Source organism: Rhizobium sp. LEGMi-198b (assembly GCF_054114205.1).
In genome coordinates, this window is sequence record NZ_JBSYVH010000001.1 from 1,025,031 (window position 1) to 1,043,323 (window position 18,293).

Annotated in this window: 18 protein-coding genes; 7 read left to right on the forward strand and 11 right to left on the reverse strand. The window is 60.5% G+C overall.

What is annotated here, in order from left to right; all coding sequences use genetic code 11:
* Positions 1–4 precede the first annotated feature (4 nt).
* Entirely contained in the window at positions 5–1,198 is a 1,194-nt protein-coding gene (gene dapE / locus ACXHXG_RS05000; protein WP_104821857.1) for a succinyl-diaminopimelate desuccinylase, read from the forward strand.
* A complete protein-coding gene (locus ACXHXG_RS05005) occupies positions 1,185–1,784 on the forward strand; it encodes a hypothetical protein (RefSeq protein WP_104821856.1) in 600 nt (199 codons plus the stop codon). The genes dapE and ACXHXG_RS05005 overlap by 14 nt, the downstream gene beginning before the upstream one ends.
* Positions 1,785–2,466: 682 nt before the next feature.
* On the opposite strand, the gene truA is transcribed toward ACXHXG_RS05005, so the two are convergent.
* The 5 genes from truA to def form a co-directional block, all read right to left on the reverse strand.
* A complete protein-coding gene (truA, locus tag ACXHXG_RS05010; RefSeq protein WP_104821855.1) occupies positions 2,467–3,258 on the reverse strand; it encodes a tRNA pseudouridine(38-40) synthase TruA in 792 nt (263 codons plus the stop codon).
* The gene (fmt, locus tag ACXHXG_RS05015; RefSeq protein ID WP_104821854.1) at positions 3,258–4,205 is read right to left on the reverse strand and encodes a methionyl-tRNA formyltransferase; all 948 of its coding nucleotides are present in this window, start codon (positions 4,203–4,205) and stop codon (positions 3,258–3,260) included. The genes truA and fmt overlap by 1 nt, the downstream gene beginning before the upstream one ends.
* A gap of 78 nt (positions 4,206–4,283) precedes the next feature.
* Entirely contained in the window at positions 4,284–4,703 is a 420-nt protein-coding gene (locus ACXHXG_RS05020) for a type II toxin-antitoxin system VapC family toxin (RefSeq protein ID WP_457898624.1), read from the reverse strand.
* Complete coding sequence (locus ACXHXG_RS05025) at positions 4,700–4,978, reverse strand: FitA-like ribbon-helix-helix domain-containing protein (RefSeq protein WP_260303320.1); 279 nt, start codon at positions 4,976–4,978, stop codon at positions 4,700–4,702. The genes ACXHXG_RS05020 and ACXHXG_RS05025 overlap by 4 nt, the downstream gene beginning before the upstream one ends.
* Positions 4,979–5,054: 76 nt before the next feature.
* Positions 5,055–5,570, reverse strand: a complete 516-nt coding sequence (def, locus tag ACXHXG_RS05030) for a peptide deformylase (protein WP_104821851.1) — start codon at positions 5,568–5,570, stop codon at positions 5,055–5,057.
* Between the two features lie 184 nt (positions 5,571–5,754).
* Here def and ACXHXG_RS05035 point away from each other — a divergent pair, with 184 nt between their 5' ends.
* The 3 genes from ACXHXG_RS05035 (at position 5,755) to ACXHXG_RS05045 (ending at position 10,483) form a co-directional block, all read left to right on the forward strand.
* Complete coding sequence (locus ACXHXG_RS05035; RefSeq protein WP_457898625.1) at positions 5,755–6,951, forward strand: DNA recombination protein RmuC; 1,197 nt, start codon at positions 5,755–5,757, stop codon at positions 6,949–6,951.
* A 101-nt stretch (positions 6,952–7,052) separates the two neighbouring features.
* A complete protein-coding gene (locus ACXHXG_RS05040) occupies positions 7,053–7,952 on the forward strand; it encodes a ribokinase (protein ID WP_104821849.1) in 900 nt (299 codons plus the stop codon).
* Positions 7,953–8,134: 182 nt separating this feature from the next.
* Positions 8,135–10,483 carry a methyl-accepting chemotaxis protein gene (locus tag ACXHXG_RS05045; RefSeq protein WP_457898626.1) on the forward strand — a complete coding sequence of 783 codons (2,349 nt, stop codon included), beginning with the start codon at positions 8,135–8,137 and terminating at the stop codon, positions 10,481–10,483.
* A gap of 75 nt (positions 10,484–10,558) precedes the next feature.
* Here ACXHXG_RS05045 and ACXHXG_RS05050 read toward each other — a convergent pair whose 3' ends face one another.
* Complete coding sequence (locus ACXHXG_RS05050) at positions 10,559–11,503, reverse strand: nucleoside hydrolase (protein WP_457898627.1); 945 nt, start codon at positions 11,501–11,503, stop codon at positions 10,559–10,561.
* Positions 11,504–11,732: 229 nt separating this feature from the next.
* Here ACXHXG_RS05050 and ACXHXG_RS05055 point away from each other — a divergent pair, with 229 nt between their 5' ends.
* Together ACXHXG_RS05055 and ACXHXG_RS05060 are read left to right on the forward strand one after the other, a co-directional pair.
* Positions 11,733–12,164, forward strand: a complete 432-nt coding sequence (locus ACXHXG_RS05055; protein ID WP_104821846.1) for an Hsp20 family protein — start codon at positions 11,733–11,735, stop codon at positions 12,162–12,164.
* Positions 12,165–12,209: 45 nt separating this feature from the next.
* Positions 12,210–12,467, forward strand: coding sequence for a BQ00720 family protein (locus tag ACXHXG_RS05060; RefSeq protein WP_104821845.1), 258 nt, complete (start codon positions 12,210–12,212; stop codon positions 12,465–12,467).
* Between the two features lie 241 nt (positions 12,468–12,708).
* On the opposite strand, the gene trmB is transcribed toward ACXHXG_RS05060, so the two are convergent.
* From trmB to ACXHXG_RS05085, 5 genes are all read right to left on the reverse strand, one after another.
* Positions 12,709–13,410, reverse strand: a complete 702-nt coding sequence (gene trmB / locus ACXHXG_RS05065) for a tRNA (guanine(46)-N(7))-methyltransferase TrmB (RefSeq protein ID WP_457898628.1) — start codon at positions 13,408–13,410, stop codon at positions 12,709–12,711.
* Complete coding sequence (gene metK / locus ACXHXG_RS05070; RefSeq protein WP_104821843.1) at positions 13,407–14,660, reverse strand: methionine adenosyltransferase; 1,254 nt, start codon at positions 14,658–14,660, stop codon at positions 13,407–13,409. Before metK ends, trmB begins: the two co-directional genes overlap by 4 nt.
* A gap of 188 nt (positions 14,661–14,848) precedes the next feature.
* Complete coding sequence (locus tag ACXHXG_RS05075) at positions 14,849–15,268, reverse strand: helix-turn-helix domain-containing protein (RefSeq protein ID WP_104821842.1); 420 nt, start codon at positions 15,266–15,268, stop codon at positions 14,849–14,851.
* Between the two features lie 153 nt (positions 15,269–15,421).
* A complete protein-coding gene (gene lnt / locus ACXHXG_RS05080; RefSeq protein WP_457898629.1) occupies positions 15,422–17,023 on the reverse strand; it encodes an apolipoprotein N-acyltransferase in 1,602 nt (533 codons plus the stop codon).
* Positions 17,024–17,101: 78 nt separating this feature from the next.
* Positions 17,102–18,271, reverse strand: coding sequence for a hemolysin family protein (locus ACXHXG_RS05085; RefSeq protein WP_457898630.1), 1,170 nt, complete (start codon positions 18,269–18,271; stop codon positions 17,102–17,104).
* Positions 18,272–18,293 lie beyond the last annotated feature (22 nt).

Sequence of the window (18,293 nt, forward strand, 5' to 3'; positions counted from 1 at the left end):
TCCGATGACCGTTACCAATCCCGTCACCAATCTGCAGACCCTCATTCGCTGTGCGTCTGTCACACCCGCCGAAGGCGGCGCACTGACCGCGCTTGCCGACATGCTGCTGCCGCTGGGCTTCAAAGTCGAGCGCATGACGGCGAGCGAGCCGGGAACGCCCGATATCGAAAATCTCTATGCCCGCCTCGGCACAGAAGGTCCGCATCTGATGTTTGCCGGCCATACGGATGTCGTGCCAGTCGGCGATGCCGCATCCTGGAGCCATCCGCCCTTTGCTGCCGAAATCGCTGGTGATGAGCTTTTCGGCCGCGGCGCCGTCGATATGAAGGGTGGCATTGCCTGTTTCGCCGCCGCAGTCGCCCGCCATATCGAGAAACATGGTGCCCCTACCGGCTCCATTTCCTTCCTGATCACCGGTGACGAAGAAGGCCCGGCCATCAACGGTACGGTCAAGCTGTTGCAATGGGCCGCCGAGCGGGGCGAGCAATGGGACGCCTCGCTGGTCGGCGAGCCGACCAATCCCGACCAGCTCGGCGACATGATCAAGATCGGCCGCCGCGGTTCGATATCCGGTTTCATCACGGTTCATGGCGTGCAGGGCCATGCCGCTTATCCGCACCTGGCCGACAATCCGGTGCGCAGCATCGTCAAACTGACCGAAGCGCTGCTCCATCCGCCCTTCGACGCCGGCACCGACAATTTCCAGCCGTCGAACCTCGAAGTGACGACGATCGACGTCGGCAACGCCGCAACCAACGTCATCCCCGCCAAGGCGACGGCTGTTTTCAATATCCGTTTCAACGACACATGGAGCGTCGAGACGCTGAAGGCGGAAATCCTTGCCCGCCTCGATGCCGCCGCAGCAGACCAAACGCTGCGGCCAGGTCGTGAGCCGACTAAATATGACATTGTCTGGTCCGAACGTCCAAGCCAGGTTTTCCTGACGCGCAACAATGCCCTGATCGCTTCGCTATCGTCGGCAATTGAAAATGTCACCGGACGCACACCGAAGCTTTCCACCACCGGCGGCACCTCGGATGCACGCTACATCAAGGATTATTGCCCTGTCGTGGAATTCGGTCTTGTCGGCCAGACCATGCATATGGTCGATGAGCGGGTGGCGCTATCGGATCTCGAAACCCTGACCGAGATCTACGAGACCTTCATCCAGCGCTGGTTTGCGAATGCCGACCTTTAGGGAAGTCCAATACTATCTGGCGGGCCTGTGGCTTTTGATTCGGATGGACGCCCGCGGTTTCCAATATCTCGACATATCAGACCGCGGCATGCTGCGGTCCTTCTGGGCGATCCTCTGGAGCCTGCCGCCGATCGGCATTTCATGGCTCTGGTGGCAGCAGGCCTATCTCACCGCCATGCCGCCGGAAACCTCGACCGGCATGGCCTTCTTCTTTCGCCTGGCGCTGGTCGAGGCAGCAAGCTGGCTGGCGCCGCTAATACTCGCCGGCGTGCTGCTGATGATCTTTCGTTTCGGCGACAAATTCGCGCCCATCGTCGTGGTGGTCAACTGGCTCGGCTTGCCGACTTCCTATCTCAATTCCCTGCTGATCGCGCTGCTCGCCTTCGTACCCGGTTCCAATGGGCTGGCGGCCATCCTGTGGCTGGCGTTGATGATGGCGATCGTCTTCTCGCTGGCGCGTATCCTCCGAATGATCTGCGGTGCGCATCCGCTTTTCGTCGGCGCACTGACGCTGATACTGCTGATCCCGACCATGCTGCTGACGGATTTTCTCCAGCGCTTCCTCGGCATCTATCCGCCGGGTTGAGTGGTTAGACACCTCTGACAAAGTGGCGGACGAAAGCCGTCATACGTCGTCACGTGCCATCACTGCCGGGCGATGTAGTCGCGGCAATATATTCACGGGTCATGTCTCGATATTTTCAGTTGCGCTGAATACATTCAATATAAACCATATATTAACCGCAATCTTAATGTATCCCCATAGTAGATGGTCATTGACGCATTCCGGTTTATTATAGCTCGTCTGCATGATGCAGCGATAAATTAGAGAGCTATGATATGCTTGATCTGCCAAAGATGATGCAATTACTATTATTTGCAGCTTTGATTATTTTATTTTTCCGCTGGGTGGTTGAGGACATGAACAGGTGACGCTCTGTTGCACCTGAGGATCTCAGTGCCGCGATAACCTGCTCCCCCCACAGTCTGCTACTCAAGTCGAGTCCCTCCCAAATATTGGCATGGCGCTTGGCCAGACCGCGATGTGTGCGGCCACACTTGATGTGGGCGCAATTCGTGACAATGGCGCGCTCATGTTCAATTTCGGTGGCGCAGCTCAGACGCTGAGTGTGTCAATTGACGGAGGCGGCCGCCGCCCGATGGGCTGGATGCCGCTCTCGGGGCTGAGGAGAGGGTGGAATCGACGCAGAAATACTGTCGAAGGATAGTGTCGTCGCTGACAGGCATCCCGAGCCATCCAACGGAGGCTAGGAATCGTCCTGTTCGTCATCGGCGTCCACCGGCCCAACGCCGTCGCGATAATCCACCTGCATGAAATAGAGCCCATCCGGCGGAGCGACGGGGCCGCATGCCTTGCGGTCTCGCGCATCCAGCGCAGCGCGCACGTCGTCCACAGTCCACTTTCCCTCGCCTGCAAGCTTCAGCGTGCCGGCGAACGAGCGGATCTGATTGTGCAGGAAACTCTGCGCCGTGGCGCGGATTTCGATGAGCTCGCCATTGCGGGTCACATCCAGCCGGTCGAGCGTGCGCACCGGACTATTGGCCTGGCAATGGGCCGAACGGAAGGTGGTGAAATCATGCCGGCCGACCAGCGTCTGGGCCGCCGCATGCATGACCTCATGATCCATATCCTTCGGCACCCACCAGGCACGCCCGGCTTCCAATGCCAAGGGCGCACGGCGGGTGATGATGCGATAGAGATAGTGGCGGCGGATGGCCGAAAAGCGTGCGTCGAAGTGCGCATCAACCTCGGCGATATCGAGAATGGCGACCCGCTCCTTGGCAAGCCTCAGATGCGCATTGAGCGCATTGCGGAGCGTGTAGGTCTTCCATTCCTTAGAGAGGTCGGCATGCATGACCTGGCCCATCGCGTGCACGCCGGAATCGGTGCGTCCCGCGCCGCGAATGGAGACCTTTTCGCCAGTCAGAGACAAGATGGCGCCCTCGATCGCGCCCTGCACGGAAGGACCGTTGTCCTGGCGCTGCCAGCCGACATAAGGGATGCCGTCATATTCGACGGTCATGCGGTAACGAGGCATCAGGCTGGTCCCGCCGCCAACATCGTGCCCGGCACAATCGGCGTGCCGCGCAGGAAATCGGCCGCAGCCAGCGGCTTGCCGCCCGCCTTCTGCAATTTCGTCAGCCGGACGGCGCCGGAACCGCAGGCGATGACCAGACCGTCGGTCAGCACTTCGCCGGCCGCGCCCTCGCCTTCGGCAAGTTCGGAGCCGAGAACCTTGATCCGTTCTGGCCGGCTGGCGATCTCGGCCTCGAACCAGGCGCCGGGAAAGGGCGAGAGGCCGCGAATATGGTTGTGAACATCCGCAGCCGGCTTGCTGAAATCGATGCGTGTCTCGCTTTTATCGATCTTGGCGGCGTAGAGGACGCCCTCGGCAGCCTGCGCGGTCAGCGGCAGTTCATCATGCTCCAGCTTGTTCATCGCCTCGACCATCGCCTTGGCGCCAACCATCATCAGCTTGTCGTGCAACTCGCCCGCCGTCATCGTGTCGCCGATCTCCACTTCCCGCGTGAGTGCGACCGGACCGGTATCGAGGCCCTTGTCCATCTTCATCACCATCATGCCGGTCTTCTTGTCGCCGGCCATGATCGCCCGCTGGATGGGCGCAGCACCTCGCCAGCGCGGCAGCAGCGAAGCATGGCCGTTATAGCAGCCGAACTGCGTACCCGAGAGGATTGCCTCCGGCAGCAGCAGGCCATAGGCGACCACCACGGCGACATGGGCATCGAGCTCGCGAAAACGCTGGCGCTCTTCGGGCTCCTTGAAATTGACGGGCGTGAAAACCGGCAGGCCGAGCAGCTCCGCCGCCTGGTGCACCGGCGACTTCTGGAGATCGAGCCCACGCCGCCCGCCGGGCCTTGGCGGCTGCGTATAAACAGCGCAAATCCGGTGTCCCGCATCGACCAGCAACCGCAAAGTCGGCACGGAAAATTCGGGCGTTCCCATAAAGATGATGCTGAGCGACATGCGATCCGTCCGGCTGAATTCTCTCGTTTGGCATGATCTTGGCCAAAGATCGCTTTGCGATTTTTTGGAGATCAGGCCCTAACCGCCTTCAAACGGGTTTACGAGCTTAAGATCAAGCCCCTCGAAGTCTTTTGTGTTCCGCGTCGCCAGCGTCGCGCCTTGTGCTAGGCAGATGGCAGCGATCATGGCGTCCTGGACGGAGATCTGATAGCCGGTCCTTTCACGCCCCGCTCGAATGCGACCGGTTTCGATGGCCGATTGATGATCGAAACGCAGGATCCTGCCGCGAAAAGAAACGAGTTGCTCGTTGAACATTTGAATGTAGCGGTACGATCCCGTTCGAAGTAAGAAGCGTTCCGCCCCATAAGACAGCTCCATCACCACAATATCACAGAGATAGAGATTCATGATGGGTTGCATCTGAAACCATGCTTCGACATTGCGGTCGGTCACAGGCTTCGTCAATTCGGAGAGGATATTCGTATCGAGCAGGATCACTCGAAATCCTCAACTGGTCGGCCGAAATCCTTTTTCCGTTCCGCTTCGATCTCTTTCATGATGCGCCCATATTCTTCGGCAGCAGCAGCATCTTCGGTATAGAAAATGGGACGCAAAACATCCCACGCAGACAATCCGCTGCGACCGGCGTTAGCATCCTCCGCCACTAACGCCGCCCGCAAAAGCTCCTTTGCCTCGTCGGAGAGACTGCGGCCAGTCTGTTTTGCCCGCTCTGCGAGATCATGCTTCATGGCATCCGGAATATCGCGAATCAAAAGGTCGCTCATTCAGCACCTCCATTTGATATCACTGATATCATAGGCCTGCCCGGATGGTTTTTCAACCTTCCCTTCAGAGCGCCTTTGCCTTCGCCGCCTTGGTGAACTTCTTGATCACCATGTCACGCTTCAGGCGCGAGATGTAGTCGATGAATAGCACGCCGTTCAGGTGGTCGATCTCGTGCTGAAGACAGGTGGCGAGCAGGCCGTCGGCCTCGACGATCTGTTCCTTGCCGTCGCGGTCGAGATGCTTGACGGTAACGCGGGCCGGACGCTCGACTTCGGCATAATAATCCGGAATGGAGAGGCAGCCTTCCTCATAAACCGAGCGCTCATCCGAAGAGGCGACGATTTCGGGATTGATGAAGACCAGCGGTTGCTTGTCCTCGCCTTCGCGCGACACGTCGATCACCAGCATGCGGCGGGCAACGCCGATCTGGATGGCCGCAAGGCCGATGCCTGGCGCATCGTACATGGTCGCCAGCATATCGTCGGCAAGGCGTTGGACTTCGGTATCGACGCGCTCGATAGGCGCGGAGGCCTGGCGGAGCAACGGATCGGGCAAAATGATGAGTGGCTTGATCGTCATGAAGTTTCCCATAACGCATCTTGCAGTGCGATGGAATTATTTAGATGGCGGTTGGAGGGTGTTTTTTCAACGCTTGCGACTTCAGGTCGATCATAACTCCCTAAAATTTTGTTCACGTTTTGATCTGGATATTCTCCAAAGTTTTGTTATGGTGCAGGCACGAGTTCCACGAGTATCCGATATCATGTCCTTTATGCTCTTCGGCCAAGAGATTCCGGCAGTTCCGGTTCTGACCGGCCTTGTCATCCTGCTGCTGATCGCCGTTATCGTCCTTGTCCTCAACAACAATGGGCGGCGGGGTGAGGAGGATATGCTGCGGGCCGAGGATGCCGAGCACAATATGGCGGCGCTTCTCAGGGCGCAGGCGGAAATGCAGGGGCGGCTCGCCACCATGGCCGAAGTGTTCGGCTCGCGGCAAGCGGAGTTCAACCACGCCATCAATCAACGGCTCGACGGCATGTCGCAGCGGGTGACGGCGACGATCGGCGAGCAGACACGCTCGACGCACGAGAACCTACGCCGCCTGCAGGAGCGGCTCGCCGTCATCGACGCTGCGCAGAACAATATTCAGTCGCTGGCAAAGGATGTCGTCGGCCTGCAGGCAATCCTTTCCAACAAGCAGACACGCGGCGCCTTCGGCCAGGCACGCATGGAGACGATCATCGCCGACGGATTGCCGATGGGCGCCTATGCCTTCCAGCCGACGCTCTCCAACGGATCGCGGCCGGACTGCACCGTGCGCATGCCGAACGGCTCGCCGCCGCTGGTCATCGACGCCAAATTTCCGCTGGAGGCCTGGAACGCCATCCGCAACGCGGCAGCGACAGGCCCCGAGCAGGGCAAGATCGCCGCGCAGCAATTCCGCCGGGACCTCGAAGTGCATATTCGCGATATCGCCGAAAAATACCTCATTCAGGGAGAGACGCAGGATACGGCCTTCCTCTTCGTCCCCTCCGAATCGATCTTTGCGGAAATCCACGAGAATTTCGAAGCGATCGTGCAGAAGGCGCAGCGTTCGCGCATTGTCATCGTCTCGCCGTCGCTGCTGATGCTGTCGATCCAGGTCATCCAGGCGGTGTTGAAGGACCAGCGCATGCGCGAGCAGGCACATATGATCCAGGGCGAAGTGGCGCATCTGATGAACGATCTTTCCCGCCTCGACGAGCGGGTACGCAAGCTGCAGGGGCATTTCGCCATGGCGCAGAAGGATGTCGACATGATCGTCACCTCCGCCGACAAGCTGGCACGCCGCGGCGAGAGGATAGAAGCGCTGGAATTCGAGGCCGCCGGCGAGCCGACGAAGGCGACCACCGACGACCGGCCGAAACCGATCGACAACCGCACCGGCCAACTCAAGCTCAGGGTGGTTGACGAGGACTGATCGCTTCGGGCAGTGTCGCGCCAAATCAATGCATGATCCTCAAACCTATAAATCGGTTCTGAATGGATCATGCGACATCAACAAGCAGGGCGGAACATCCCATGATCACCATTTTCGGCTCCATCAATATGGACCTCATCGCCACCACCGACCGTCTGCCGAAGCCGGGCGAGACCGTGGCGGGCAACGGCTTTTCCACCGCTGCCGGCGGCAAGGGCGCCAATCAGGCCTTGGCAGCGCGGCGTGCCGGCTCGACGGTGCGTTTGACCGGCGCTGTCGGCAATGATGGTTTCGCCGAGCCTGCGCTTGCCCTGCTTAACGCCGCCGGCACCGATCTTTCCACCGTCAACCACGTTTCCGAGCCGACCGGCACTGCCCTGATCCTCGTTGGCGGCGATGGCGAGAACATGATCGCCGTCGTGCCCGGCGCCAACGGCACGATAACAGCCGAACAGGCGACCGCAGTGGTCGATACGCTGAGCCCGAGCGATACGCTGATGCTGCAATTCGAAATCCCGGTCGCCGCCGTTGAGACCGCGCTCGCGGCGGCAAAGGCCAAGGGCATCCGCACCGTTCTCAATCTCGCCCCCCTCATTCCCGATGCGGCACGGCTCGGACGTCTTGCCGACATCGTCATCGCCAACGAGACGGAATTCGAAAGGCTGGCAGGCCAGGACAATATGTCGGCCAGCGATCGCGAGGCGGCACTAATCCGTCTGCATGGCGAAACGGGTCAGACGCTGATCGTCACGCTCGGCGGCGACGGCGTCATTGCCATCCGCGATGGCGAACTCTCGCGTGCCAAGGGTCTCGTCATCGAGCCGGTCGATACCGTCGGCGCCGGCGACACCTTCTGCGGCTATTTTGCCGCCAGCCTCGACCAGGGCCTGGATTTTCATGCGGCTCTGCGCCGGGCCGCGGTCGCCGGTTCGCTCGCCTGCCTGAAGCCGGGCGCGCAGCCATCGATTCCGGTTGCAGGCGACGTCGCCGCGCGTCTTTGAGACCCACCATTCCTAGCCGCACAAATTAATTAAATTTTTGCGCTTCACAATCATTCTCCTCCTGCCTGCCTTGGGTTTGCTCCCCCGCGGCGGGCGCTCACGGCGGCCCCATGATAGGGCCACCCTGCGCCGACCTTGCTCCGGATAATGTGCATCCGGCGCATCGTTCTCTCGAGGAAATGATGTCCATCTTTCATATGAAGTCGCTCGCGGCCAAGCTCATCCTGGTCACTGGGGTAGCGATTGCGCTTGTCCTGTTCGTCTCCAACTTCCTGCTGATTTCCCAGACGCGCGATCGCGTGGAAATGCTCACCATGGATCAGGCCAATAGCGAGGCCAAATCCATCTCCAATGAAATTGCCGCCAATGTCGGCGAACTCGCCAGCGCCGCCCGCTCCATGGCCGCCATCATCGGCCGCGGCCACGAGGGCCACACCTTCGATCGCAAGGGCATTATCAATATCCTCAAGGCCAATGTCGAGCAGAACGCCTTCGCCTTCGGCAGTTGGTTCTGCGAAAAGCTCGGCACATTCGACGGCAAGACAACTGAACTCGCCAACAACAAGGACGAAGGCGTCAACGACAAGGGCGTGTTCACACCCTATTGGTCGAAGACGAAGGACGGCGGCATCCAGTTCTCCACCTTCGACAACGACTACACCGCCGCATGGTGGAAGCTCGCCGCCGACAGCGGCAAGGGCGCCATCACTCCGCCATACTTGGCTGAAGGCACCGAAGTTCCGACGACCATGAGCTCGATCGCCTATCCGGTGATGTCCGGCGGCAAGATGATCGGCGTCTCGGGCGTCGATATCTCGCTCGCTTCACTTTCCGTCAAACTGCAGAACCTCCATCCCTTCGGTTCCGGCCGCGTCCTCCTGCTCTCCCAGGACAACAAGTGGCTGGTGGCGCCGAACAAGGACCTCCTGATGAAGGACTATAGCGGCGAGGGCGCCGATGCCATCAAGGCGGCATTGACCTCGTCGGCGACGGGCTTGGTGAAAAACCTTAGCGATAACGGCGGAGAAGAATTCGACCGTGTGGTCTATCCGTTCGCCGTGCCCGGCCTCAATGCCACCTGGGTCGTCCTCGTCGATGTGCCGCACAGTGCGATTGCCGCGCCCGTGCGCGACCAGACCTATATGATGATCATCGGCGGCGTCCTCGTGCTGGTTGCTGTCATGCTGGCGCTCTACGCCGCCGTGCGCGCCTTCGTACAGAAGCCGCTCGGCGGACTGGTCGCCAGCGTCAACGATCTCAGCGCCGGCAACTATGCCGAACCCGTCGAGGGCCAGAACCGTGCCGACGAGATCGGCTCGGTCGCCAAGGCGCTCGAAGGCTTCCGCTTCGCCCTTGCCGATACCAAGCGGCTGGAGGCCGAGGCCAACGACCAGCGCCGTGCCGCCGAAGGCGAACGTTATCGCTCGGAAGCGGAGCGAAGCGAAACCGTGGCGCTGCAGCGGCGCATCGTCACCATTCTCGGCCAGAGCCTGGCCGAGCTTTCCAAGGGCAATCTCGGCCACCGCATCGCCGAGGAATTCCCCGGCGAATACGCCCAGTTGAAGCAGGACTTCAATGCCGCACTCGCCAGCCTGGAAGAGACGGTGCACACGATGAACCTCAGCGTCGGTAATATCGGCAGCGGCACGGGCGAGATCAGTAACAGCGCCTCGGACCTTGCCCGCCGCACCGAGCAGCAGGCGGCAAGCCTGGAAGAAACCGCTGCAGCGCTCAACCAGCTTACGGCTCAGGTCAATTCCAGCGCCGAAAATGCCCGCACGGCTGCCAGCAGCGTCAACGCGGCATCCGAGGATGCCGGACGCTCCGGCGAGATCGTGCAGAAGGCGATCTCCTCCATGCATGGCATCGAGCAGTCCTCGCAGGAAGTTTCGCGCATCATCGGCGTGATCGACGAGATCGCGTTCCAGACCAACCTTCTCGCTCTGAATGCCGGTGTCGAAGCAGCACGCGCCGGCGAAGCCGGCAAGGGCTTTGCGGTCGTGGCGCAGGAAGTGCGCGAACTGGCGCAGCGTTCGGCCAATGCCGCCAAGGAGATCAAGACCCTGATCAACACCTCGGCCGGCCAGGTCAAGGAAGGCGTCGATCTCGTCGGCCGCACGGGCAATGCGCTACACAAGATCGCCGAGCAAGTGATGGAGATCAACGGCCTCATCCGCCAGATCTCGGCTTCTGCCAGCGAACAGGCGATCGGGCTGAAGGAAATCAACTCGGCCATGAACCAGATGGACCAGGTGACGCAGCAGAATGCCGCGATGGTGGAAGAAACCACCGCCGCCAGCGTTACGCTAAACGACGAGGCCCAGACGTTGAAAACGCTTGTCGCCCGTTTCCGCGTATCGCATGGCAGCCAGGATAATGCCTCCGCGCTGCGCGCTGCCGCTCAGCAGATGCGCACGCCGGCCCCAGCCCCTACCCGCAATGCTACCCCGGCCGCCGCTCCAGCGCGCAAGGCGCGTCCGCAGACCCAGGGTGCAAATGCGCTGGCGCAGGGTGAATGGGAAGAATTCTAAGCCGACTAATGAAAAAGCATGAAAAGGCCGCCGGAGCGATCCGGCGGCCTTTTTTATATTCCTGCGGCAGCAAAGTCAGATGCGTGCAAAGCGCTCGGTCAGCAGCGCAAAGAAGCCGTCTGCATCGACATGGCGCATGACCTTGGCGTTGCGCTTACGGTCAGTGACATGCCACCAGTCGACAACGGTCATACCGACGGTCAGCTCCGATGTAACCTCGATCTCGACATTGCAATCGCGGCCTTTGAAAAGCTCCGGCTTCAGCAGATAAGCGATGACGGTGGGGTCGTGCAGCGGACCGCCGTCTGAGCCATATTTTTCGATATCGAAACGCTCGAAGAATTCCAGCATCTCGACCATGGCCTTGGCCGGAGCAGTGCCAACGGCGGCGATAGCAGCCACACGATCCTTGCGGGTCAGAAGCTGGTGGGTCACGTCGAGCGGCATCATGACGACAGGTACGCCGGAGCGGAAGACGACATCGGCCGCTTCCGGGTCGACGTAGATATTGAATTCGGCCGCAGGCGTGATGTTGCCGCCTTCGAAGAAGCCGCCGCCCATCATCACCAGCTCGTGGACGCGGGCGATGATGTCGGGCGCCTTCTGGAAGGCGAGCGCGATATTGGTGAGCGGGCCGAGCGTGCAGAGCGTGACCGCGCCGGCCGGCTCGTTGCGCAGGGTCTCGATGATGAAGTCGACGGCATGGCCGGGCTGAAGCTCCATAGTCGGCTCCGGCAGGTCAGGGCCGTCGAGGCCGGTCTTGCCGTGGACATGTTCGGCGGTGACCAGCTTGCGCTTGAGCGGCGCGTCGGCGCCGGCAAAAACCTTAACGTCGCGACGGTTGCAGAGCTCGCAGACGATACGGGCGTTGCGGCTCGTCAGCCGCAGCGGCACATTGCCGGCGACCGTGGTGATGCCGAGCACGTCGATTTCCTCACGACTTCCGAAGGCGAGCAAAATCGCGGCGGCGTCGTCCTGGCCGGGATCGGTATCGATGATAATTTTTCTGGGCTCGGTCATCTCTGTGGCTTTCCTCCGGTGCGGCTTGGCAGTCTTGATGCGAGCCCGTTTAAGCTTTGTCAAGCAGCCGGATGCCGGCGTGGCCATTGGCATTGCGATACCGGAAGTAATCTCGCAAATGCGAAGGCCGCGCCTCCTTGCACTCCCCCGCCCCTGCTCCCATATTACACGTAACCGGGTGCTGAAAGATCAGGTCCGGAAAGGTCGCTTGACACCAAGGACTTGAGACATGAGCCGGACCACTCCCTTTGCCAGCCCTCTGCTTCTGGGCTTCGACACCATGGAAAAGACGCTGGAGCGGATTTCCAAGGTCAGCGATGGTTATCCCCCTTACAATATCGAACGCATGCGGGCCGACCGCCTCTCGGGCGAGCCTGAGCGCCTGCGCATTACGCTTGCGGTTGCCGGCTTCTCGGAAGACGAGCTCGATATCACCACGGAAGAAAACCAGCTTTTGATCCGTGGGCGGCAGGTGGAGCATGAGGAGCGCGATTATCTCTATCGCGGCATTGCGGCCCGTCAGTTCCAGCGCGTCTTCGTTTTGGCAGACGGCATGCAGGTGCTCGGCGCCGTCTTGAAGAACGGCCTGCTTTCCGTCGATCTCATTCGGCCGGAACCGGACCGGATGGTAAAGAAAATTAACATTTCGGTATCACAGTAAGACAACGGCAGATTGCCGCTGGTCCCTCATGCTGGAGGTACGAACATGCTTTTGAGAGAAGCCACTGCGCGCCTGACTCAATCCGAACTCGCCAATATTGGTGCGGGTGAGGTTGCCTATGTCAGAAAGATCCATTCGGACGAAGTGTCCCGTTGCTTTCCCGAGGCGCCGGACATCGATCCGAACGTCGACCTCTGGGCGCTTTTCGGCGCCGATGGCACCCCGATCCTTTTGACCGACAACCGATCCAGCACGTTTTACAAAGCGGCTGAGGACGAGCTGAAGACGGTCAGCCTTCATTGAGGCCGCCTGCCATTAATTGATCGAGGTTCTGCAGCTGCGACCGCGATTGCGTCAGAGCATTCCATCCCAGTGCAATGCCCCTCAACCGGCGCTGACGCGCGTCCTTCTCCCGCGGAGGAGAAGCTGTAACTCCACCTTCCAAGCTGGCTTTGCACATGGCAATAGCTCCTTCACCCTAACGGGTAGAAGGGAGGATTTGAGCGATTTCGTGCCACGAAATTGCGAGAGGCGGGATTGCCGCTTAAACTCTCTTGAACGTCAGATAGGCGGAAGACCGTCCCTCGCGCCGGGCTTTTGCCTCATAGCGCGTGCTGGGCCAGCCTTCATAAGGCGTCAGCCAGTCGCTGGCATTGTTTGCCGTCCATTCAAAGCCGCCATGGGCGGCGCAGTGCTGCAGCGTCCAGTTGACATAGGTGTCGATGTCGGAGGCGAAGCAGAAGAGGGCGCCGGGCTTCAGGACCCGGTGAAAGCGATCGAGATTGACCTGCGAGACGAAGCGGCGCTTCCAGTGTTTTTTCTTCGGCCAGGGATCGGGATAGAGCAGATCGATCTGGTCGAGGCAGCCCTCCGGCAGCCAATCCAGCAGTTGCGTGGCGTCGTCATTATAGACGCGGATGTTGCGCGCGCCGGTCTCGTCGACGCGGGCAAGCAGCTTCTGCATGGAATTGACGAAGGGCTCGACGCCGATAAAGCCGGTCGCCGGAGATTCCAGCGCCCGGTGGATCAGGTGTTCGCCGCCGCCGAAGCCGATTTCCAGGCGCAGACGCTCGGTCTGCACCGGGAACAGATCATTCAGCGGCTGCGGCGCCGGTGCAGAGAGATCGACGATATATTGCGGCAGCAGCGCTTCCAGCCTTTCGGCCTGCTGGCCGCGCAAAGGCTTTCCCTTGCGCCGGCCGAAGAATGCTTCCGTCGCCCGCGACCGGCGCTCGGTACCGATCATGCAGCTTCCCGGGTCTTCACAGCTTCCTTCAGGGCCTTGACGAGGTCCGTGCGCTCCCAGGAGAACGAGCCGTCGCGGCCTGCCTTGCGACCGAAATGGCCGTAAGCCGAGGTCTTCGCGTAAATCGGCTTGTTGAGGTCGAGATGGCGGCGGATGCCGGTCGGCGAAAGGTCCATGTTCTTGCGGATCGCCGCTTCGATCTGGTCTTCGCTGACGCCCTTGCCGGTGCCGTGCAGGTCGACATAGATCGACAGCGGCTGAGCAACGCCGATGGCGTAGGAGAGCTGGATCGTGCAGCGGTCGGCAAGAGCGGCGGCTACGACGTTCTTTGCGAGGTAGCGCGCAGCGTAGGCAGCGGAACGGTCCACCTTGGTCGTGTCCTTGCCGGAGAAGGCGCCGCCGCCGTGCGGTGCAGCACCGCCGTAGGTGTCGACGATGATCTTGCGGCCTGTCAGGCCGGCATCACCATCCGGACCGCCGATGACGAACTTGCCGGTGGGATTGATGTACCAGTTGCAGTCGGCCGCGATCTTCAGCTCGCCGAGAGCTTCGCGGATATAGGGTTCGACGACGGCGCGAACCTTCGCCGAATCCCAGCTATCATCGAGATGCTGGGTGGAAAGAACGATCGAGGTCACTTCGGTCGGCTTGCCGTCGACGTAGCGAACGGTCACCTGGCTCTTGGCGTCCGGGCCGAGTTTGGCGACTTCGCCGTCGCCCTTCTTGCGGGCGGCAGCGAGGAGCTGCAGGATCTTGTGCGAATAGTAGATCGGCGCCGGCATGAGGTCCGGCGTTTCGCGGCAGGCGTAGCCGAACATGATGCCCTGGTCGCCGGCACCTTCATCGCCCTGCTGGTCGGCGGCGTTGTCGACGCCCTGGGCGATGTCGGCGGACTGCGAATGCAGGAGAACGTCGATGCGCGCCTTCTTCCAGTGGAAGCCGTCCTGTTCGTAGCCGATATCCTTGATGGCGCGACGGGCAGCGGCCTTGAACTTCGAGGGATTGATGACGTCGTTGCCGTCCTTGTCCTTCTTCATCAGGCTCGGCGGCAGACGAACTTCGCCGGCGATGACGACGCGGTTGGTGGTGGCAAGGGTCTCGCAGGCAATGCGCACGCCCCAGGGGTTGACGCCGGTCTTTGCCGCTTCGCGGTAGACCAGATCGACGATTTCGTCGGAGATGCGGTCACAGACTTTATCCGGGTGACCTTCGGCAACAGACTCGCTGGTAAACAGATAATTCGCGCGCATATGGGATTCCCCTCAAAGAACAAATCTCCGCTTTTGATATTCGTCTCGAGCGCGAAAAACAAGCCACAGAAGGACATAAATATATCTTTATATCCCGGCGAAAGTGATAAAATTTTGCCATAAACATGGAAAAGGCGGCCAAAATGACCGCCTTGTGACTTTGCCACTGCAGCGCTGCTTAAAAACGCTTATTCGGCGTCGGCCTCGGCTGCGAGGGCCTTGACGAGCTCGACCACCTTGCGGCGGACCTTGCCATCGGAAATTTTCACGAAGGCGCGGTTGAGCTGCAGCCCTTCCGAGGAAGAGAGAAAATCGACCACATAATTGGAACTGGAAGCCTCGGCCATGCCGCCGGCGGTTGCCGCATGCTCACCCGGCGCGTCCTCGAAGAAGAAGGAAACCGGAACGTTAAGAATGCTGGAAATATTCTGAAGACGGCTGGCGCCAACGCGGTTGGTGCCTTTCTCATACTTCTGAATTTGCTGGAAAGTGATTCCGAGGCTCTCGCCGAGCTTCTCCTGGCTCATGCCCAGCATGGTACGGCGGAGGCGGATGCGGCTACCGACATGGATGTCGATGGGGTTCGGCTTCTTTTTGTTCTCAATCATCATAATTGCCCTAACATAGGTTGAATTCAGGTCCTGCCATCCGGTGCCCTTAACCACCCCTATAACGCTACGTTGCAGCCGACGCCCCACCCGGCTTCTAGTTTACGTTCAAAAGGCAGACAACAACCACTATGCAATTTTAGGGTTTTTTGGTCAATTCGCCCTTGAAATAAAACCCATGCGTGAAATCACAGCGATTATACCGACTACCCCGATTGCCAACCAGAAGTATGCATTTCGTATCCTATCGTCGATAGGCGACACGGTTGCGCTACTCAAAGTGGCGTCGACAAATCCTTGCTCATTAAAGTCGATTCCGGAAATCAAACGTCCGTGAGCGTCGACATAGGCCGAAACACCCGTATTGGCGCTGCGAATCAGCGGCAAACCCTGTTCGACAGCCCTTACCCGCGCCTGCAGGAAATGCTGATAGGGGCCTGGCGTGTCGCCGAACCAGGCATCATTCGTAACGTTCAGAATGGCGTTGGCTTGCTGGATTTCCGGTGTCATTTCGTTCGGGAAAATGATCTCGTAACAGATCAGCGGATAAAGTTTGACGCCGCTTGGCAGCGTCAGCAACTGCCGGCTGGCGGCCGCTGAAAACCCGCCCGGCAACTCGATGACATTCTGAATTCCGAGATAACCGAGGATGTTTTCGAAGGGCACGTACTCGCCGAACGGCACAAGATGGGTCTTGTCGGAGGCACCGATAATCTGGCCGCGGCCGTCGATCACATAGATGGAGTTGTAATAGCGCGGCTCGAGACCGGGACCCATGTCCTCGACGCGAACGGCGCCGGTGATCAGGATCTGGTCATCGTCGAGCTGATCGGCAATGCGGGTCAGCGCGTCCTGATTATCCGTCAAAATAAAGGGGACAGCGGTCTCCGGCCAGACGATGATGTCGGGCCGTTTGCCGCCATTGATGGGCGGCTGCACCGAGAGCGACAGATGCTTGTCGAAGATCGCGGCGCGATCGGCATCAGTGTCCATCTTGGCTTCCTGGTCGATCGCGGGCTGGACGATGCGCACCACCGGGGCCGTCTTGCCGCCGCTCGCCGGCGGTGCCGGCAGACTGAGCGCATAATAGCCGTAACCGAAATGCGCGGCGGCGATGAGCACGGCGAGCCCGATCCCCGGCACCCGCCCCTGGCGCGTTCCAAGCAGTGCCGGGGACGCGAAAACGAAGACCGCAAGCACGGTGACGCCAAGCACGCCGATCACATGCGCCGATTGCATCATCAGCGGGATGGGCATGGCGCCATAGCCAATGGCATTCCAGGGGAAGCCGGTGAAAAGGAAGCTGCGCAGCCATTCCAGCAGGCCAAAGGCGAAGGCGAGCGCGGCAATGCGCCCCATGCCGTCCGACCAGAGCAGCCGGGCCAGCGCCGCCGCCACGCCATAGAAAATCGCGAGAAACGCCGGCAGACCGAGGATCGCCAGCGGCAGCGCCCAGGCGAACGCATCGGCATCGATCAGAAGCGCATGGCCGAGCCACCAGAGACCGGCGACGAAATAACCGAAGCCGAACAGCCAGCCGATGGCAAAAGCCGGCCAGAGGCGCCCAAGGAAGCCGCTATCGGGACCGGCGGCAGCGCCATCCAGCAGCCAGACAAGCAGCGTGAAAGAGACGAACATCGCCGCGAAGAAGCCGAAGGGCGGCAAGGCGAGGACGCCGATGGCTCCGGCAACGATGGCGAGAAATGCGCGCTTGAAACCCCAGACGAGGATAACCTTGCCCGAAAGCCGTTCCATGCGCGCGCTCCGTCCAAACTGCGAATCATTGGCCGCAGTCTTTCAAAAAAGCAGCGGTTTGTCCTGCTGAAGCGCCATTTATTGGCTGGCCGTGTTCCGTTCTGCCGAAGGTTCGTCCGGAAGCGTATCCGGCGACGGCAAATCGCGCTCGAGTACGCCACCTTCCCCCTCGGCCTTGGCCGGACGGCGGCGCACGGCATGACGCTTACGCGTGATGCGCACCCGTTTGATGCGGCGCGGATCGGCATCGAGGATATGGAATTCGAAGCCTGGCAGCGCCTGGACGAGCTCGCCGCGCACCGGGATCCGGCCGAGCGCCGAGAAGATCAGACCGCCGAGCGTATCCACCTCGTCCACCTGCTCGCTGATGTCGAAATCGGTGCCGATGGCGGCCGCAATCTCTTCCAGCTCGACGCGAGCATCGGCGACGAAAACGTCTTCAGAGACGCGCTTGAACATGACTTCCTCGTCGTCATGTTCGTCATCGATATCGCCGACGACCATTTCGACGATGTCCTCATGTGAGGCGAGGCCGTCGGTGCCGCCATATTCATCGATGACGAGGGCCATCTGCGTGCGGTTGACCTGCATGCGGCGGAGAAGATCCGACGCCAGCATGGAGGGCGGCACGAACAGGATTTTTCGGATGATGCCGGCTTCGGCGAGCGTCTTCTGCAGGTCAACGCGCGAAAGGTCGAAATTCGGCTTGGCCGAGCGCGGCGGCTTCTCAGCAGGGCTCGCAGTCGACGCTGCGGCTGCTGCTGCCTTGCCATTGCTGCCGCGGCGCTTGTTGCGCGCCTGCTTGGCGACATAAGACAGGAGGTCGCGGATATGCACCATGCCGCGCGGATCATCGAGCGTTTCGGCATAGACCGGCATGCGCGAGCGACCACTCTCCTCGAACAGGATCATCAGCTCGCCGATGGTGATATTCTGGTCAACCGCCTCGATATCGGCGCGCGGCACCATGACGTCCTCGACACGCACCTCGCGGAAACGGAGGATGTTGTGCAGCATTGCCCGCTCGTCCGGCGAGAAAGCGTCGTCATCGGTGGCGTTGGTCATCAGCGCGTCGGCGAGATCCTCGCGCAGACGTGCAGAGCCTTGAGCTGGGCGCAAAATGCGCGCAGCGCGGGCCCAGAAGGAGGAGTGAGATCGTTTGCCGCTACTACTGCCCGCCTCATCGGAGGAGGCTGTTTCGGCTCCGTCTTTGGCCTCGGGGGCCGGTCTTGTCGTAAAGTCGCTCATTGTTCCTGATCAGACAGGGTTC